Raw genomic sequence first — 13938 nt, forward strand, 5'->3', positions numbered from 1 at the left:
CGACAAGCAGTCCGCAGTTGCGGCATCGCCGATATCCTTGAATATGCTGGTATGGGCCATATCACCGACCTTTGCCTGACACCGGCGGACATGCCGCCTCCGCGGCCGACGACGACCCGGCAGCGCTTCACCCCGGTGTCAATCTACAGTGCCCGAGTACCCGGCTGGCGCCCTATCTCTGTTTCATCACACCCCCACCATCCTCTCGCCCAACTAATGGGCACCACGCCGTGTTCCTGATATCTCGCTGGATCAGTGGCAGTATTACAGCTCCAACGTGGAGCCAGCCGTCCGGAAGTTGATGAATCTAACTCAGGGTGGTGACTGTGACCCGGCTCCAAGAGCGGGGTTGCTCGGGGACGAGCCCGAGGCGGGGAGCCACTGGCATCCGCTCTGGAGGGACGGGCCGATCGCTACTCCATGGTTCGCTCCCATGAGGTTGCGGTCCTCTCGTGGATAGCCAGCCGGGTGAGGGCCGCGGCGCCGGCACGTTAAGCGATCTTCGTCGCTTATCAGGTGGCCTCCTGGGAGTTCTGAACTCTTACGGCATAATTTATGGGCGTGTCCGACACTTTCCCTGGAGCGGTACCACCAGGCTCCGAAGTCCGGACCTTGAGGAGCTGACATGGAAGATCAAGGCCACAACGGCACGACCGGCACGCTTAAGCTTTCCGGGCAGATCCTGCATTTGAAGTGGGAACCCGGGTCGGTGGTCAGGGAAAGTGACGCAAGAGCGCTCATGCAGCGTGCCAGGGCTCTCAGTGCAGGGCAAACCCTGCCCCTGCTGGTAGAGATGACAGGCATGACATGGATCGACCAAAGGGCGCAGGAGGCCTTCGCCGCACCTTGGCCCCTTCTGCGGGCGGCCATCGTCGGGTCTTCCCCGGTCGATGAAACCATCGCCAACTTTTACACGGCACGTCATCAACCGGGGCATCCGACACGGTTCTTCACGAACCTGCACGAGGCGATGGCTTGGTTGGTGAAAGACCCCTCGCTGCCCTAGCGCCGTCGTAACAGGTACCCCGCCTGCAGGTCTTCAAGCAGGGCTGATGCGATTTTGCCGTGTGAGTCTTTTATCGAGATGTGTCTTCAAAAGGGCAAGCTGTCGCGAACCGTGAGGCACAATTGTCGGCAGCAGCCGCCCCCGCCTTTTGACAGCCAGCAGGCAGAACCAAGGCGGGATGTCGGCAGAAGCTCATCAGGGCAGTCACAGTCAAAAGCGCTACGTCCTGTCAGTGCTGGTTCAGCTCCCGCTGTGCAGAGGCCATGTCCGCGGCAAGCGGTGTAATGGGTGCGGGCTCCTGATGTACTGACGTCAGGAGCCAGCCCGTCCCGTGGCAGCTACCCCTGAGGGAGAAACGTCGGTCTTCCCGGACAAGGACGAGATGCCCCTGAGTAATTTTCCGGCATGCCAAAAGCTGGTGCCATGGCCGGGCGAGGAATTCGACGAAAACAGTACGCCCTGCGGCGCACAGCCCCCTTGGCTGGAAATGCCACCATAGAGCACCCAAAAGGGGCATTACGAAACGGGTGAAAATCGCTTCCGCCCATGACGCGACGGGGGGTTGGTGAGGGAGCCGATATAGCCGATGTGGAAGATCCACGATGGGCTGCTGGCCCCGCGATCATGGGTTCCGGCCCGAAGCGAGGTGGATGTTTACGATGTTGCCATGGGCATGAGGATGGCGCGGAGGGCTGTAAGTGCCTCTGGGAGTTCGGCGAGATGGGGGTGCCAGGCTTTTTCCCATTTGGGGCAGGCCCAGAACGTTTCATCGCCCTGGTTTTTGCTGATCTTTTCAGCCATACCTGCGATAGCGGAGATCGGTATGGCGCCTTGGCCCGGAAGGGTGAGAGTGACGCTGTCTGGGCCGGCCCCAATGATGGCATCTATGAACTGGCAGTAGGCCAAGGATCCCCGCACTGCGTTTGCAGTGTTCTCGGGCTGTTCCCCGTGCCGCCAGGGATGGAGGACGTCCCAGATGGCCTTTGTGGTCCCGCTGGGTTCGACGAGGCGCAGGATCCGGGCGATGTCTGTCCCGGTGGGGTGGGAGTCATGGGTTTCGAGCAGCAATTGAACGTTCAGGGATGACGCAACCTCTGCTGCGGCTGACAGCCGCCGGCCGGCGGTTTCGTCCCAGTCCTTGGCCTTACCATTGCCAGGGTCAGCGCTGGGGAAGTTTCTGACGCCGCCGACCCCAAGGGCGGCGGCGAGTTCGAGCCTTTCGTGAAGGTCGCGGATAACGTTCGCGTTTGTGCCCTTCTACCCGACACCCCCAGCCTCTGAGGGGATACTAAGTCCACGCGTACACGCGACCGGCAGGGGACCTGTCCGGGGACTTTTACGACTGGCAAGTGCATGGCAATGCTTTGCGGATCACCGTGGCCGACGCCATGGGCAAAGGGACCGGTCCGGCGCTTCTGGCCGCCGCCGTACACACCCACCTGCGCTGGTCTGGACAAACCCTCCCCGGCGACGCCCTTGCTGCGGTCTCAACCTACCTGGAAAAGGACCTAGCCCTTGATGACCTATTCGTCACCGCATTTAGCGCAGACCTCCGACACCGGGACCATCCGCTACTCGAACGCCGGATACGGACTCGCTCACCACCTCACAGCCGAAGGGAAAATGAATCAGCTCTCCCCCAGCGGCCCGCCCTTGGGAATCGTGTCCGGGCAACACTGGGCAACAGAGGAGCTGCATCTGGAACCGGGCGATTCCCTGATCACCCCCAGCGATGGTGTCCTCGAAGTCGCCCATGACAACCTGGCCGAACTTCAGACCGAGCTGACGGCAATCGCCGCCGCAGTTAACCCAATCGCAGCCATCAAGGCGCTCATCAACGGACTATCACAAGCCACTGCCGACCTGACACTCCTCATGGTCCGCCGTTTTCCCCAGAAAGGGGACCCTCTCGGTTAGCCGCAAACCGAGGGTTGGGGCACAACCAGCCGCCGGGGCTCGTTGGAGGGAGGATTAGGCGATGCCGTCATTGGGGTTTTGCCAGCCTTCACGCTTCTTCAGCAGCTCAATGTCTTCTTCCTCCAGTTGCCCCGGGTCGATGTCGGCGGTGCAGTACTTGCACTTTATGGCGTCAATTGCCACGAATTCCTTGCAGTAGGGGCATTCCTGTTGGCCCTGGGCGCGGAAGTTGCCCATGCCAAAGCGCTTGAGGAGCTTAACGATCCCGAACAGCACCAGGGCCAGCAGCAGGAACCTGATTAGCACGGTGATGAAGCTGCCGTATCTGATCTCGGCGTCGTTGACAGTGAAGCTCATCTGACTGAAGTCCGGAGCCCCGAAGATCGCCGCAACGAACTGCAGCAGAATGTCGTTGGCCAGGCTGTCAACGAGAGCGGCGAAGGCCGTGCCGATGATGAAGCCGAGGGCGAGATCAAACATGTTGCCGCCCATGGCAAAGGCTTTGAATTCTTTCCACATATTCGACATGTCATGATGCTAAACCCGTTGACGCCTAGGTCCGAGTGCGGCCGCCTCTAACGCGCCGGGCCCGGCCGCAGGCTCCCTGGTAAGCAGAGGAATAGGAGGCGGCCTCCCGTGCGTCCCGGATCTTCAGGGGCGCCCGATGACCTGACAAAGCGGCCTTTCTCCCCGTCGAGCGACACCGCTGAACAACTCGCTGCGCTTGCGAACAAGGGCGCGGTGAGCCGCGCGACCCGAGCCGACGCCCTACTGCCCCAAGCAGGCCTGCGTCATCAACCGACTCAACACTTTCCGGTATCCAGCGCCTGCGCGGCTGCGTAGATGCTGCATCCGGGACTTCCCCCGCACATCGACGTGAGTGGTTCGCCAGTGAATGCTCAGTCCGAGCGGTTAGATGCTGTTGACCGAGTTTCGTTAAGCGAGTGTTGAAGGAGCTCGCGCAGCGCGCTGCGGTCCACGGTGGTCAGCCGGGTGAGGTACAGGCATGCCTTGCTGGCGCGGTGCTTGCCAATTCGGCCCATGAGGTCAGGCCAGCGCTCTGAGAAGTCGTTGATGAGGTAGATCGTATGCTTCGCTGGCCCGGACGCGAAGGCGAGCAAAGGAGCGCGGCCCCCGTGGCCGCTCTCGTATCGGTATACGTACTCGCCGAAGCCGATGATGCGGCCGGCCCATACTACAGGCCGTTCACCGCTGACCTCGGCCAGGAGTGCGAGCAGTTCGTCGGCCTCGACACGTCGGGGGCCCTGGAGCCGGTCGAGTACCTCCTAAACCGGTTGATCGGACGGCGACATTGCCGGCGGCTTCGCTGCCATGGATCTCCTCGCTAAAGGGCTGCACATGGCCACAGTAGTACGGGCGCAGGCTACGAAACACAGACCTGCCGCTACCCGTGCAGTAACCCTGGACCCATGGTATTCCGCCAGGCAACCGCCGGCCTTCAGAGGCGGGGCTGGCAGGTGTCGGGGCCGTAGCGCAGCCAGTCCGGCAGGGCGGCGGTGAAAGCGTCACGGACATCTGGGGTGTTGGTGACCGTCCAGTCCACTCTCCCTTTGACTTCCACTTCTTCTTTGTCCCATTCAAACCAATTGATCATTTTCAGCTGCGGGAACCGCGTGGCGGTGGCGGGGTCGAAAAGCTGTTCCCACCAGGCCTGCTTGATTGGAAGTTCCCCTTCACCGCCGGCTCCGGGGGCGAAGAGCGCTGCTGTTTCCGGTACGGCTACGGGCTTGCCGTGCGCTTCTCCGTAGACCTGGTAGAAGTCGGGAAGCAGGCTGTCATCACCGTTCGCGCCGACGTAGTTGCCTGTGAGCTGGTCAGCGAATTTGCCCGGCTCCGGAAGCTCGTTTTCTCCCCACGGGTACTCTAATCCCCAGTGGTAAAGGGACATCCCGACCCAGTCCACCGCGTCATTGCCCGGGTAGTACGGGGCGTAGGCGTCGTCGTTCATGGTCAACGCACCGTCGGCGTCGGTGTCCAGGGCAGTGAAGTCCCCGGTGCCGGGTTTGGTTTCGTACTGGCCTCCGGCGAACGGGTAGCCGCCGCCGTAGTTCGGCGCCCACATCATCGCCGAGCCCGGGGCGTGGGTGTGCACCGCCTCGGCTAGGGTCCGGAACGCCATAATGTAGAGGGCAGGCTGCTGGGACCACGGGTACCAGGAGCCGTTCATTTCATGGGCGAACCGGACAATCACCGGGACGCCGTCGGCATTGAACTGCGCCAGGTCCCTGGCCAACGCCTCGGCGGAGTCGGGGGTGACCGCAGCCAGCCCGTTCACGGGTTCGAGGGTCAGCAGCATCATCTGGCCGTCAGCCCGGATCTGCTGCACAGCCCGTTGCAGATCAACCTTTTCCTGCCCCGTGTACGGGAATCCGGTGAAGGACACGCTCACGGCCGGTTTGCGGCCCAGGTCCGCAGCGTAAGCCGCCAAGGGTTTGGCCTGCCAATCGAGGTTCACTCCAAACAGCGTCCCGGTCTCCGGGACCATCTCGGCCCGGTCAAGGACCTCGCAGACAGAGGCCGCCGGCGCGGTCCCTAGAGTCTGGGTCTGCTGCCGTTGCTGCTCATGCGCCCTGGCCGACAGGCTGCCGTAGATCCCGGCAGCACCTACTCCCCCGGCCACCAGCACCACTACCCCGGCCAGCGCCACAACCTGTCGCGTCTCCGACAAACCCTTCCGCCCGGACCGGTTCTTTTTCTGAGTCCTTCCGGACATGCCTGTATAACCCCCATTTGACCTGCAATTTCTCCCATCCTAGGCACTGACTGGGCTCTGCGGGGCCGGGTAGGGCAGGATGCTGGGCATGACGAATCGTGCAACCGAAACGTCAAGCGCCGGGGACACCCTGCGGGTGCCATTCTGGATCGTCCGTGCCGGGGTCGTCGTGGGCGCCTTCTGGGCACTGGCCGGTGTAGCCGTTGGCGTATGGGCCCGGCAAAACACCAAGCCTGACAGGGCCGGCCCCTGCGACACCACAGCGGTTCCTCACCCCCGTACTGCCGGTAAGCATCCAACAACGACCTCACCCGGGCACGGGCGCCGATGGAGGAAGGCATGGCTGAGCATTCCATCTCAATAGCCATGGCGCGGGTCAAGTCGATCATGAACCCGTGAATGGTCACGACCTTGCCCGCCACGTCCCGGTCCGCCTCGGCCACGGTCAGCACGCGGTGTTCCCGGCCCTTACTGTCGAGGATGCGGTGAAAGTTGGAGCCCTGGCCGCCCTCCGTGGACAGGATTTGAATGAGCTGGCGTGCCGCTTCCCGGTCATCAGGGTGCTGTGGGCGAGCACGAGCTCAACGGTGGGAACCACCTCGCCCCGGCTGTATCCGTGAATTCGGTACAAGCCCTCGGACCACTCCAGCATCGGGCTCCCATCGTGGTGTCGCATCTAACTGAGCCTTTCGTTGCCCCTAGGATGAGCCTCATGACAGCTGATGATGACAAGGATCCTCCCGTACCCGCCGATCTGGTCGGCGCTCCAAAGCGAATCCATCGGGATCAGGTCGCCGAAAAGTCTGACCGATCCGACCACCATGGCCCGGCTGACGGGCCGAACGACCAAGACTGACAAGCCGATCAGGCTATCGTCGTCAGGCATTTTGAAAATATTTCTAGTCCTTGTCGATCCGGCGCTTGCCCGTTCGACGCGATAGTAGAAGGACGCATCAGGCGTTCTCATTATGAAGGAGAAGAACAGTGAAGTTCATGCTGATTATGCGCGCTACGGACCAGGCCAAAAAGGCCTACGAAGCTGCGGACATCGAACAGATCATCAATGCCATGGGCGCCTACAACGAATCCCTTATGAAGGCGGGGGTGCTGCTGGCCGGTGAGGGGCTCGCCGATGACATGAGCGACGCGTTCGTTGTCGACTTTTCCGCGGAGGAGCCCATCGTTACCGACGGCCCGTACGGGGAAACCCACGAACTGTTCAACGGATTCTGGATCATCCAGACCGCCAGCAAGGAAGAAGCGGTCCAGTGGGCAAGCCGCTGCCCCCTGGGCCCGGGAAGCAAACTCGAAGTCCGTCGCGTGACCGATATGAGTGACTTTGAAGACTTCTCAGACAACGAATTCCTCCAAAAGGAAGCCGGCTGGCGCGAAGAACTCAACCAGCCCTAGCGACATGGCCGACAAACCCCTGGGCACCTCCACACTAGAGGTCCAGCGCACCCTGGATGCAGTGTGGCGGATCGAAAGCGCCCGGATCATCGCAACACTGGCCAAGGTGACCGGGGACGTCGGCCTGACCCTCGGGATAACGCGTACTCTGGCTATGTCGTAAGTCGTTTCAAAAACCCGGCCATAAATTTGTGTACATAGGGGCAGCTGTCGGAACGGTCCAGCAGCGATAAGCCCGATTTCCAGGGAGGTGTAGTGAATCGGACCAGCAACGAAGACATCGCTAAGGCTTTCAACAAAAATGCGCGCCTCTATGACCGGTGGATGAACTTTTTTGAGCGCTTCATTGCCAATGGGGCCCGGGCCTGGGCTGTATCGAGGGCCCAGGGGGCGGTAGTCGAGATAGGTGTGGGTTCGGGTCTGAACCTTCCGCTGTACGGCCCTGAAGTCAAGCATCTGAGAGGGTTTGACCTCTCCGAGAAGATGCTCGCTATCGCCCGCAGACGAGTAACTGAAAATTGTATCGCTCGAGTCGAGTTACATCACGGGGACGCGCAAACCCTGGACTTACCATCGGGAAGCGCGGATACCTTCATTTCCACCTTCACGTTCTGCGCCATACCAGATCCCCTCGCCGCCAGCCGTGAGGCGTATCGTGTACTCCGTCCAGGGGGAGTGTTCGTCCTGGCCGAACACGGGCGCTCCACGCGGGCCTTGGCGCGCGCCCTCATGCGGGCGATCGAACCCCTCATCATCCGTGTGAGCGCCGAGCACATCACCCGCGATCCTGTCCCATACCTGGCAAGCGCGGGCTTCAGCATCACCGAGGTCCAGCGCAGCGGACCAGGCGGCATCGTCTTTCAAATACTTGCCTACAAGCACGATACCTCCGGAAACAACTGAGGACGGTCCTGCGCTGAACTGCCTCGGTGAGTCCTGGACGCTCTGGCCCCGGCTGCCGCCGATGGTGGACGTGGACGCATCCGATAGCGTGCAGAGCATCGCAACTATTCCGCTTCTCATCTCAGTTGGATGTCCTCTTGAAACTTACCCTTTGTTCCCGGGCATGCTGCTTCTATAGTCAGCCCTGTGTGGCGGTCGTTCTTTGCCGTTAGCTGTGCAAAACCGTTGAGAGGACATTTTCGATGACACATCCCACGACCACCCGAGACTTCCCCGAGGGCCGCACTACTTCCCCGCAGCCGGCCGGGAACCGTCAGACACAGGCATCTCCAGTCCCTGCTCCTGCCCGGCCGGTAGAGCAACCACCGCGCAGTGTTGCCTTGGACATGCTGCTGGGTGCAGTAGCGGGTGCCGTCGGCGTCTGGGCGATGGACCGGGTCGGGTGGTTCCTTTACAACCATGAAGCCAAGGACGCGGTGGCCCGCGAACTGCAGGCGCGCCAGGGCGGAGACGACGTCGAGTACACCGATGCGGAGCAGGAGGCGCTGGACCGGCAGCCGCAGGCACAATCGGCAGGCAAAGACGTCGCCCACGTCGGAGCTGAGAAAATAGCCGCTATGACCGGCATCAACGTGCACACCGGCCAACCGAATCCTTCAGGTGTTGCCCTGCATTACGCGCTGGGAATCCTGCCCGGGGCACTGCACGCTGTTATCCGCAGACAGGTGCCGATGATGCAGGCAGGTGGCGGTGCTCTCTATGGTCTGGGATTGTTCGTGGTTAATGATGAGGTGGTTGCCCCTGCGCTGGGGCTGGCCTCCGGGCCAACGGAATACCCCTGGCAGGCACACGCACGGGGTGCAGTGGCACACATGGTTCTCGGTGTCGTCACCGAAAGCGTGCTGCAGCTCTTTGACCGTGTCCGGTGAGTGTTGCCGGCTGCTGCGAGGAACACTGCCACGCCAGTTACCAGGAAGGACCGGGACAGGAGCAGGACGCCGCGTGCGGTAGCTATTGTCCCCCTCTTCTCCTGAATCCATTGGTAACGATAAGTGTCAGCTGACACATCTTCGCCGGGCTTCTGCCCGCCCGCGCTTTACAGTCCAGTGGACGCATTCCGGCATGGACCGTACCGATGGGCGGGCTTGGATGTCCCGGGGTCCTATTTGATGGTGAGGGTGCCTTTCATGTTGCCGTGGAAGATGCAATGGTAGGGGTAGGTGCCGGGTTCGGTCGGTGCGGTGAAGGTGCCGGTGCCGGGTTTCGGTCGGTGGGGTGAAGGTGCCGGCGCCGGTTTGGATGACGGCGTCGAACGCGCTGCCGGTGTCGGCGGTGAGGCTGTGCGCTTCAATGTCTTCGTTGGTGACGGTGATTTCTTCTCCGGGGCCAGGTGCCTTCAGGATGGAAGTGATCAGCGTCAAATGTCATGGTCGGTGACTCTCTTCGAGTGCCGTACCGGCTGACTGCTCAACCACGAGCATGAACAAGTTACTCAAACTGCGTCCCGAAATCACGCTGCCGTTCCCGGGTTTTTGCCGAGCAGCTGGGCCACTTCCTAATCCGACGGGCTTTCACCCACTCAAACGAATTTTTACTTCCTGACACACGCAAAGCCGGCGCCCGGGAGCGGCAGTGCAACGCAGGTAGGGCTTGGGTTCCTGCAGGTTCAATCAGAGGCTTCAGGAACATAATCAGATGCGGGATGGGTGACACATTGTCGGAGAGGAGTAGCCATGACCTTGCTCTGCTGTGCAGGCTCGATGCTGGGCATCAACGGCTGGCAGAACCCGATTCCGAAGGGGGCTTTCGCGGACGCTGTACTAGATGCTACGGGTACGACCGCCACATTGTGAAAGGGTCCGGGCAGCGGTCCGCTGGCGACATACCCGGGCAGCCCATGGGGTGAGGTTCCCTGGGGAACAGGCACGTGCTGTACTGACCCTGGTTCTGGTGCTTGCCGGCTGCACATTCGGCACTCCTGATGAAACGGCCACCTCGTCGGTTGCGGAACTTGCCCGCGAGCTGGAAGCTTTCGCCGAGGACGCACAGGCCAACGGAGCGCCTGCCGTGGTTTTCCATGTCCGGAACGGAGACCAGGAAGAGCTAAAGGCCGCCGGGGTGAATGAACTGGAGTCCAACAACCAGGCCTCCCCGCGGACAAAACGTGGATCATCGGGGCGGGGACGCCGATGGTGGCCGTGTCCGTGTTGAAGCTGAGCCTTCTGGGACCATTGGGTAGCTCCTCCCCTGGCAGCAGGAGCGGCGGATAACCCATAGAAATGGTCCCCGGTTGTGGCAGTGGTGACCAAGCGGTCACCGGCTGCGGGAACGAATGTGATGCGGCACTGCCCGGGCCGCCGCCGGAAGATGCGGGCAGAGCCTGCCGGGACAGCGGGAAGCGCAGACGGGCCGGACGGCCCCTTGCGGGAGTGGATTCGGGTGGCTTTGTGTGCTGAGATGAGGTAGAGACGCAACTGGTTCTTAGGGCCGGAAGGCTGGGATTGGAGCGGTCATGGATACTGAATTGCCGCTGGCCGATGAGCTGGCCGCAGTCTTTGCGCGGTTTTCCAACGTGCTCCTGACCGAGGAGACTGTCGCCAACGCCCTGACGCTCATCACGGAGGCGGCGGTCCTGGCCGTCGGCGACGCCGCGGGCGCGGGGGTATCTCTTCTGGACGCTAAGGGCAGCCGCAGTAGTGCAGCGTCCACGAGCAGCATCGTGGCACGGGCAGATAGCCTGCAATACGAGCTTGGGCAGGGGCCCTGCCTTAGCGCATGGGCTTCCGGGCATCCGGTTGATATTGCTGATGTACGTACGGACTTGCGGTGGCCGGAATGGGGAGCAGCGGCAGACGAGCTGGGCTTGCGTTCTTGCGTAAGTGTTCCTCTGCTCTCGGGGAACTTGGCTTTTGGCGCCATCAAGATTTACTGGGACAAACCCAAGGCGGCTTCGCACCGGCTGATCCGGCTGCTGGAACTGTTCGCAGCGCAAGCCTCGATCTTCCTGGTGAACGTTCAGGCCCGTGACAAGGGCCGGATGTTGAGTGAACAGCTGAAGTCGACGCTTGCCCAGCGCGACGTCCTCAGCACCGCCAAGGGAATCGTCATGTCCAATCGTCGCATCGGGGACCACGATGCGATGCTGCACCTCATGGCCAGGGCTCTGAACGAGGACCGGACGTTGCAGGAAGTGGCAGAAGACGTGATTGGGTCCACGCCGGGACTTGATACTTGACCGGGGGTGAACGATGGCGGTCCCTGGGGGCGAGGACGAACAGCGCCACGATTTCCGGTTAGCGTTCGAGGCTGCACCGCTGGCTCTTGAGCAGGTGTGGATGAAGTACTTCAGTATAGGAGGAAAAGTCGGGCTGACCGAAGTCCAGGCCTACGTCTATGCTGCCCTCAGCATTCCACCCATGGAACGGGATATGTTGGCGCATGCGCTGAATGAGTCCCTCAATAGCCTTGGCGTCAATGGAAGGCGTGCCAGCTACAGCCGGGCAATCCACCCACGGGCAGACGAGGGTCAGGCAGGCGTGAACTAGCGCATGCCGCGATGGCGTCACTGGTGTAGCCGCGATTAGTAAAGCCGGAGGGGTTGGGATCGGAAAGGGGCAGGAACCACACTGTTCCTGCCCCTTCCCGGCCATACGCGGCCCCAAAATACGAACCGACCGCAGCATCCCCTGTCCCGCCATTACCAGCCCTCTGAGCACTTTGATCAGAAGGCCCCCAAAAGGGAGGATTGAAAAGTGATGAATTGATCAATTCCTCTTTTAAGAGTGTGGGACGGTCGAAGCACAGGGTCAAGGGCTAAGGCCAATCGGTTTCACCGCTGGCAACGGCGTCACGTGCCACCTCGGCGAGGGGAACGCGACGTTCCACGGACTCAGCCAGAAGTGCGTTTCGAGCTGCGTCAGAGCTTAGGCCTGTCCGGGAACTGACCGATTCAACAGCTTTAGCAATCAAGGCGCGCGTCTGCAGGGATTCTTCCAGGACGGGAACAAACTCCTCCACCACGGAGGCCAGGTTCTCATTCACCGGGTCCTGTGCGCTTGGTTCCGAGGCGCCGATGGTGTCCAATCCGTTCAGTTGAGCAGCAGCCCGGGCAGACAAAACGACATCAGCGGCAGCCAGTACCCGGGCAATCTCAGGAAAAGACAAGCCGTACAGCAGCCTGCCGCCCGAACGGGTCCCGGTCACCAGGTGCTGGGCACGGAGCTGTGTCAGATGGCCCGCCAAATGAGAAGGCTTCATGCCTGTGGCAGTGCACAACTCGGGCACAGAAGCCAAACCGTTGGCCAGGACTCCAAGCACCCTGGCGCGGGCGGGATGAGCCAGCGCCTTGAAAAGCTCCGCTTCCGCAACCGCACGGGCATTGACCGCGTTCGCTTGTCCAACCACCATGGCTCCCTACCTGCAGGCATAAACGTTCTCCTATCGCTGATTATCCTCTCTCAGGATCACCGGGGTACTGGTTAAGCAAAGGCGCCGGAGCCTGGACGCGGAACCCCCGCAAAGCGTCATCGCCGCGGTCCAATGCCAGCAGCCGGACCAACCCCGGTGAGGAAACTGCCCGCTCCTCACAGTTTTCGCAGGGACACGGACTTTATGCAGCGGAGCGACCGCTAAAGGCCGTTTTCGTGTTCGTATGCCCTATGCGGGGCGAACGGCGGTGGGCACGAGGGGTGGCCTGCAGGGCCGAGCAGTACGCGCCAGCGTCCAGGAGCCGGCTGGTGCTTGGCGGGCCTGCCCCGAAGGCCATGGCAGTCTCCGTTGCCGGGTCGAACTCCTCCACAGCGGTGTCGAGATTAAGCTGCTGGTACTGGGTCCTTCCGGCCAGGAGGGGCCGACGTATTGCTCAACCCACATCAGGGTAAGTAAGCATGGGACCAGCCTTTGCCAGGGCTACAACGACCCGGTCCGAAGGCACCAGGAGCCTTCCGCTTAGCGCAAGCCCGCCGGCGTTGAAAGTGCGGGCAGTCCGTCCGGGCAAGGGTGACGAATAGCGGGTGTGGGGTAGTTTCCTGATGGCCGCGCCAGCCCGGTGTGTGCAGGACTGTATCCCTTGAAGGGGATTGTCATGAAAAGAATCAATCGCAGCCTAACCGTAGCCGCAACTGTTTCACTTGCGGCCGTCACTGGGTGCGCGGTCCAGGGTGGGGATGCCTCGGCCCCACCCGCGGCCAGCTCCACCGCCATACCAGCTGATGGATCGGCCCAGGCTGGTGAAGCGGTCATTACGATCAGGGACTTTAAGTATGAGGTTCCCGCTTCCGTAAAGCCCGGCGCGATGCTGACGGTAACGAACGCGGACAGCGCTCCGCACACTGTCACGGCAAGGGACGAGGGCGGGTTCGATATTGAAGTCCCGGGCGGTGGAACAGTAATTTTCCAGGCACCAAAGGCTTTGGGCGAGTACGGGATTATCTGCAGCTTTCATCCGCAGATGACCGGGACGCTGGTCGTGAGATGAACCGCGCAGACAGAAACCAGCAGGGAGGCGCTCTTTGGGTGTTGCGGGTTGGTGTCGCGGCGGCCCTGGTGGGCAGCGGGGTGGTCCATGTCCAGCTGGCCTCGGGATATCAGCAGGCAGCGCCGGGCGGTGTCGGCCAGGGCACCCTGTTTTCGGTTCAGGCCAGCGCGGCCGTCGTTGCAGCGGCGTTCGTCCTGGTCAAGGGTTCCCGGACGGCTTTCGCTGCCGCTGCGCTGGTGGCGTTGTCGTCCCTGGCCGCGGTCATCCTTTACCGCTATCTCCAGGTCCCCGCTATCGGGCCGCTGCCGTCGATGTATGAACCGGTCTGGTACACGGCCAAAGTCATCACTGCCCTCGCTGAGGCCGCCGCAGGCGCCCTGGCGGTGGCCGGGTACGCCCTGCTGCACAAGCACCAGCCTGAATCAGGGCGGGTTGTCCGGAGACGGCACGGCGGCACCTCATCTGCCTGACCCCTTCCTCTGGTGACCTCCC

The 13938-nt window shown here is 61.9% G+C and carries 16 protein-coding genes and 1 pseudogene; 11 read left to right on the forward strand and 6 right to left on the reverse strand.

Annotation, left to right across the window (positions count from 1 at the left end; all coding sequences use genetic code 11):
- The first annotated feature begins 625 nt into the window (after window positions 1-625).
- Window positions 626-1006: a DUF7793 family protein gene (locus FDW84_RS02550; protein WP_138606250.1), complete on the forward strand. Its 381-nt coding sequence runs from the start codon at window positions 626-628 to the stop codon at window positions 1004-1006.
- Window positions 1007-1660: 654 nt separating this feature from the next.
- Here the strand turns inward: FDW84_RS02550 and FDW84_RS02555 are convergent.
- The gene (locus FDW84_RS02555; protein WP_138606252.1) at window positions 1661-2242 is read right to left on the reverse strand and encodes a sugar phosphate isomerase/epimerase family protein; all 582 of its coding nucleotides are present in this window, start codon (window positions 2240-2242) and stop codon (window positions 1661-1663) included.
- A gap of 282 nt (window positions 2243-2524) precedes the next feature.
- Here FDW84_RS02555 and FDW84_RS19595 point away from each other — a divergent pair, with 282 nt between their 5' ends.
- A complete protein-coding gene (locus tag FDW84_RS19595; protein ID WP_240721331.1) occupies window positions 2525-2923 on the forward strand; it encodes a PP2C family protein-serine/threonine phosphatase in 399 nt (132 codons plus the stop codon).
- Window positions 2924-2977: 54 nt separating this feature from the next.
- Here the strand turns inward: FDW84_RS19595 and mscL are convergent, their stop codons facing one another.
- The 3 genes and pseudogenes from mscL to FDW84_RS02575 all read right to left on the reverse strand — a co-directional run bounded on the left by mscL (window position 2978) and on the right by FDW84_RS02575 (window position 5657).
- A complete protein-coding gene (gene mscL / locus FDW84_RS02565) occupies window positions 2978-3451 on the reverse strand; it encodes a large conductance mechanosensitive channel protein MscL (RefSeq protein ID WP_138132391.1) in 474 nt (157 codons plus the stop codon).
- 371 nt (window positions 3452-3822) lie between these two features.
- Window positions 3823-4167: pseudogene (locus FDW84_RS02570) on the reverse strand (DUF1801 domain-containing protein); the annotation flags it as partial.
- A 215-nt stretch (window positions 4168-4382) separates the two neighbouring features.
- Window positions 4383-5657 carry a glycoside hydrolase family 26 protein gene (locus tag FDW84_RS02575; protein WP_138606256.1) on the reverse strand — a complete coding sequence of 425 codons (1275 nt, stop codon included), beginning with the start codon at window positions 5655-5657 and terminating at the stop codon, window positions 4383-4385.
- Between the two features lie 395 nt (window positions 5658-6052).
- Between FDW84_RS02575 and FDW84_RS02580 the strand changes: the two genes are divergently transcribed.
- Window positions 6053-6277 (forward strand): hypothetical protein, encoded by a 225-nt coding sequence (locus FDW84_RS02580; protein WP_138606258.1) that lies wholly within the window; start codon window positions 6053-6055, stop codon window positions 6275-6277.
- A gap of 56 nt (window positions 6278-6333) precedes the next feature.
- Here the strand turns inward: FDW84_RS02580 and FDW84_RS19170 are convergent, their stop codons facing one another.
- Window positions 6334-6543, reverse strand: a complete 210-nt coding sequence (locus tag FDW84_RS19170; protein ID WP_171046619.1) for a hypothetical protein — start codon at window positions 6541-6543, stop codon at window positions 6334-6336.
- Window positions 6544-6641: 98 nt separating this feature from the next.
- Here FDW84_RS19170 and FDW84_RS02585 point away from each other — a divergent pair, with 98 nt between their 5' ends.
- The 6 genes from FDW84_RS02585 (at window position 6642) to FDW84_RS02605 (ending at window position 11515) form a co-directional block, all read left to right on the forward strand.
- On the forward strand, window positions 6642-7067 hold the full coding sequence (locus FDW84_RS02585; protein WP_138606260.1) for a YciI family protein: 426 nt from the start codon (window positions 6642-6644) through the stop codon (window positions 7065-7067).
- Between the two features lie 4 nt (window positions 7068-7071).
- Window positions 7072-7230 (forward strand): hypothetical protein, encoded by a 159-nt coding sequence (locus FDW84_RS19175; RefSeq protein ID WP_171046607.1) that lies wholly within the window; start codon window positions 7072-7074, stop codon window positions 7228-7230.
- Window positions 7231-7322: 92 nt separating this feature from the next.
- Window positions 7323-7970, forward strand: a complete 648-nt coding sequence (locus FDW84_RS02590; RefSeq protein ID WP_205754714.1) for a class I SAM-dependent methyltransferase — start codon at window positions 7323-7325, stop codon at window positions 7968-7970.
- Between the two features lie 242 nt (window positions 7971-8212).
- Window positions 8213-8899: a DUF1440 domain-containing protein gene (locus FDW84_RS02595; protein WP_138606262.1), complete on the forward strand. Its 687-nt coding sequence runs from the start codon at window positions 8213-8215 to the stop codon at window positions 8897-8899.
- A 1583-nt stretch (window positions 8900-10482) separates the two neighbouring features.
- A complete protein-coding gene (locus FDW84_RS02600) occupies window positions 10483-11205 on the forward strand; it encodes a GAF and ANTAR domain-containing protein (protein ID WP_138606264.1) in 723 nt (240 codons plus the stop codon).
- Window positions 11206-11218: 13 nt separating this feature from the next.
- On the forward strand, window positions 11219-11515 hold the full coding sequence (locus FDW84_RS02605) for a hypothetical protein (protein WP_138606266.1): 297 nt from the start codon (window positions 11219-11221) through the stop codon (window positions 11513-11515).
- A 268-nt stretch (window positions 11516-11783) separates the two neighbouring features.
- Here the strand turns inward: FDW84_RS02605 and FDW84_RS02610 are convergent, their stop codons facing one another.
- Window positions 11784-12377, reverse strand: a complete 594-nt coding sequence (locus FDW84_RS02610) for a metalloregulator ArsR/SmtB family transcription factor (protein ID WP_138606268.1) — start codon at window positions 12375-12377, stop codon at window positions 11784-11786.
- 676 nt (window positions 12378-13053) lie between these two features.
- Between FDW84_RS02610 and FDW84_RS02615 the strand changes: the two genes are divergently transcribed.
- Together FDW84_RS02615 and FDW84_RS02620 are read left to right on the forward strand one after the other, a co-directional pair.
- Window positions 13054-13446: a cupredoxin domain-containing protein gene (locus tag FDW84_RS02615; protein ID WP_138606270.1), complete on the forward strand. Its 393-nt coding sequence runs from the start codon at window positions 13054-13056 to the stop codon at window positions 13444-13446.
- Window positions 13443-13916, forward strand: a complete 474-nt coding sequence (locus FDW84_RS02620) for a hypothetical protein (RefSeq protein WP_205754715.1) — start codon at window positions 13443-13445, stop codon at window positions 13914-13916. The genes FDW84_RS02615 and FDW84_RS02620 overlap by 4 nt, the downstream gene beginning before the upstream one ends.
- The last annotated feature ends 22 nt before the right edge of the window (window positions 13917-13938 follow it).

This window comes from Pseudarthrobacter sp. NamE5, assembly GCF_005796225.1.
GTDB lineage: Bacteria > Actinomycetota > Actinomycetes > Actinomycetales > Micrococcaceae > Arthrobacter.

Excerpts from the sequence above, each read along its gene's own strand:
- FDW84_RS02615 (WP_138606270.1), top strand. The coding sequence starts at position 13,054 with ATGAAAAGAATCAATCGCAGCCTAACCGTAGCCGCAACTGTTTCACTT.
- FDW84_RS02605 (WP_138606266.1), top strand. The coding sequence starts at position 11,219 with ATGGCGGTCCCTGGGGGCGAGGACGAACAGCGCCACGATTTCCGGTTA.
- FDW84_RS02595 (WP_138606262.1), top strand. The coding sequence starts at position 8,213 with ATGACACATCCCACGACCACCCGAGACTTCCCCGAGGGCCGCACTACT.
- mscL (WP_138132391.1), bottom strand. The coding sequence starts at position 3,451 with ATGTCGAATATGTGGAAAGAATTCAAAGCCTTTGCCATGGGCGGCAAC.
- FDW84_RS02600 (WP_138606264.1), top strand. The coding sequence starts at position 10,483 with ATGGATACTGAATTGCCGCTGGCCGATGAGCTGGCCGCAGTCTTTGCG.
- FDW84_RS19170 (WP_171046619.1), bottom strand. The coding sequence starts at position 6,543 with ATGCCTGACGACGATAGCCTGATCGGCTTGTCAGTCTTGGTCGTTCGG.
- FDW84_RS02620 (WP_205754715.1), top strand. The coding sequence starts at position 13,443 with ATGAACCGCGCAGACAGAAACCAGCAGGGAGGCGCTCTTTGGGTGTTG.
- FDW84_RS02550 (WP_138606250.1), top strand. The coding sequence starts at position 626 with ATGGAAGATCAAGGCCACAACGGCACGACCGGCACGCTTAAGCTTTCC.
- FDW84_RS02575 (WP_138606256.1), bottom strand. The coding sequence starts at position 5,657 with ATGTCCGGAAGGACTCAGAAAAAGAACCGGTCCGGGCGGAAGGGTTTG.
- FDW84_RS02610 (WP_138606268.1), bottom strand. The coding sequence starts at position 12,377 with ATGGTGGTTGGACAAGCGAACGCGGTCAATGCCCGTGCGGTTGCGGAA.
- FDW84_RS19175 (WP_171046607.1), top strand. The coding sequence starts at position 7,072 with ATGGCCGACAAACCCCTGGGCACCTCCACACTAGAGGTCCAGCGCACC.
- FDW84_RS19595 (WP_240721331.1), top strand. The coding sequence starts at position 2,525 with ATGACCTATTCGTCACCGCATTTAGCGCAGACCTCCGACACCGGGACC.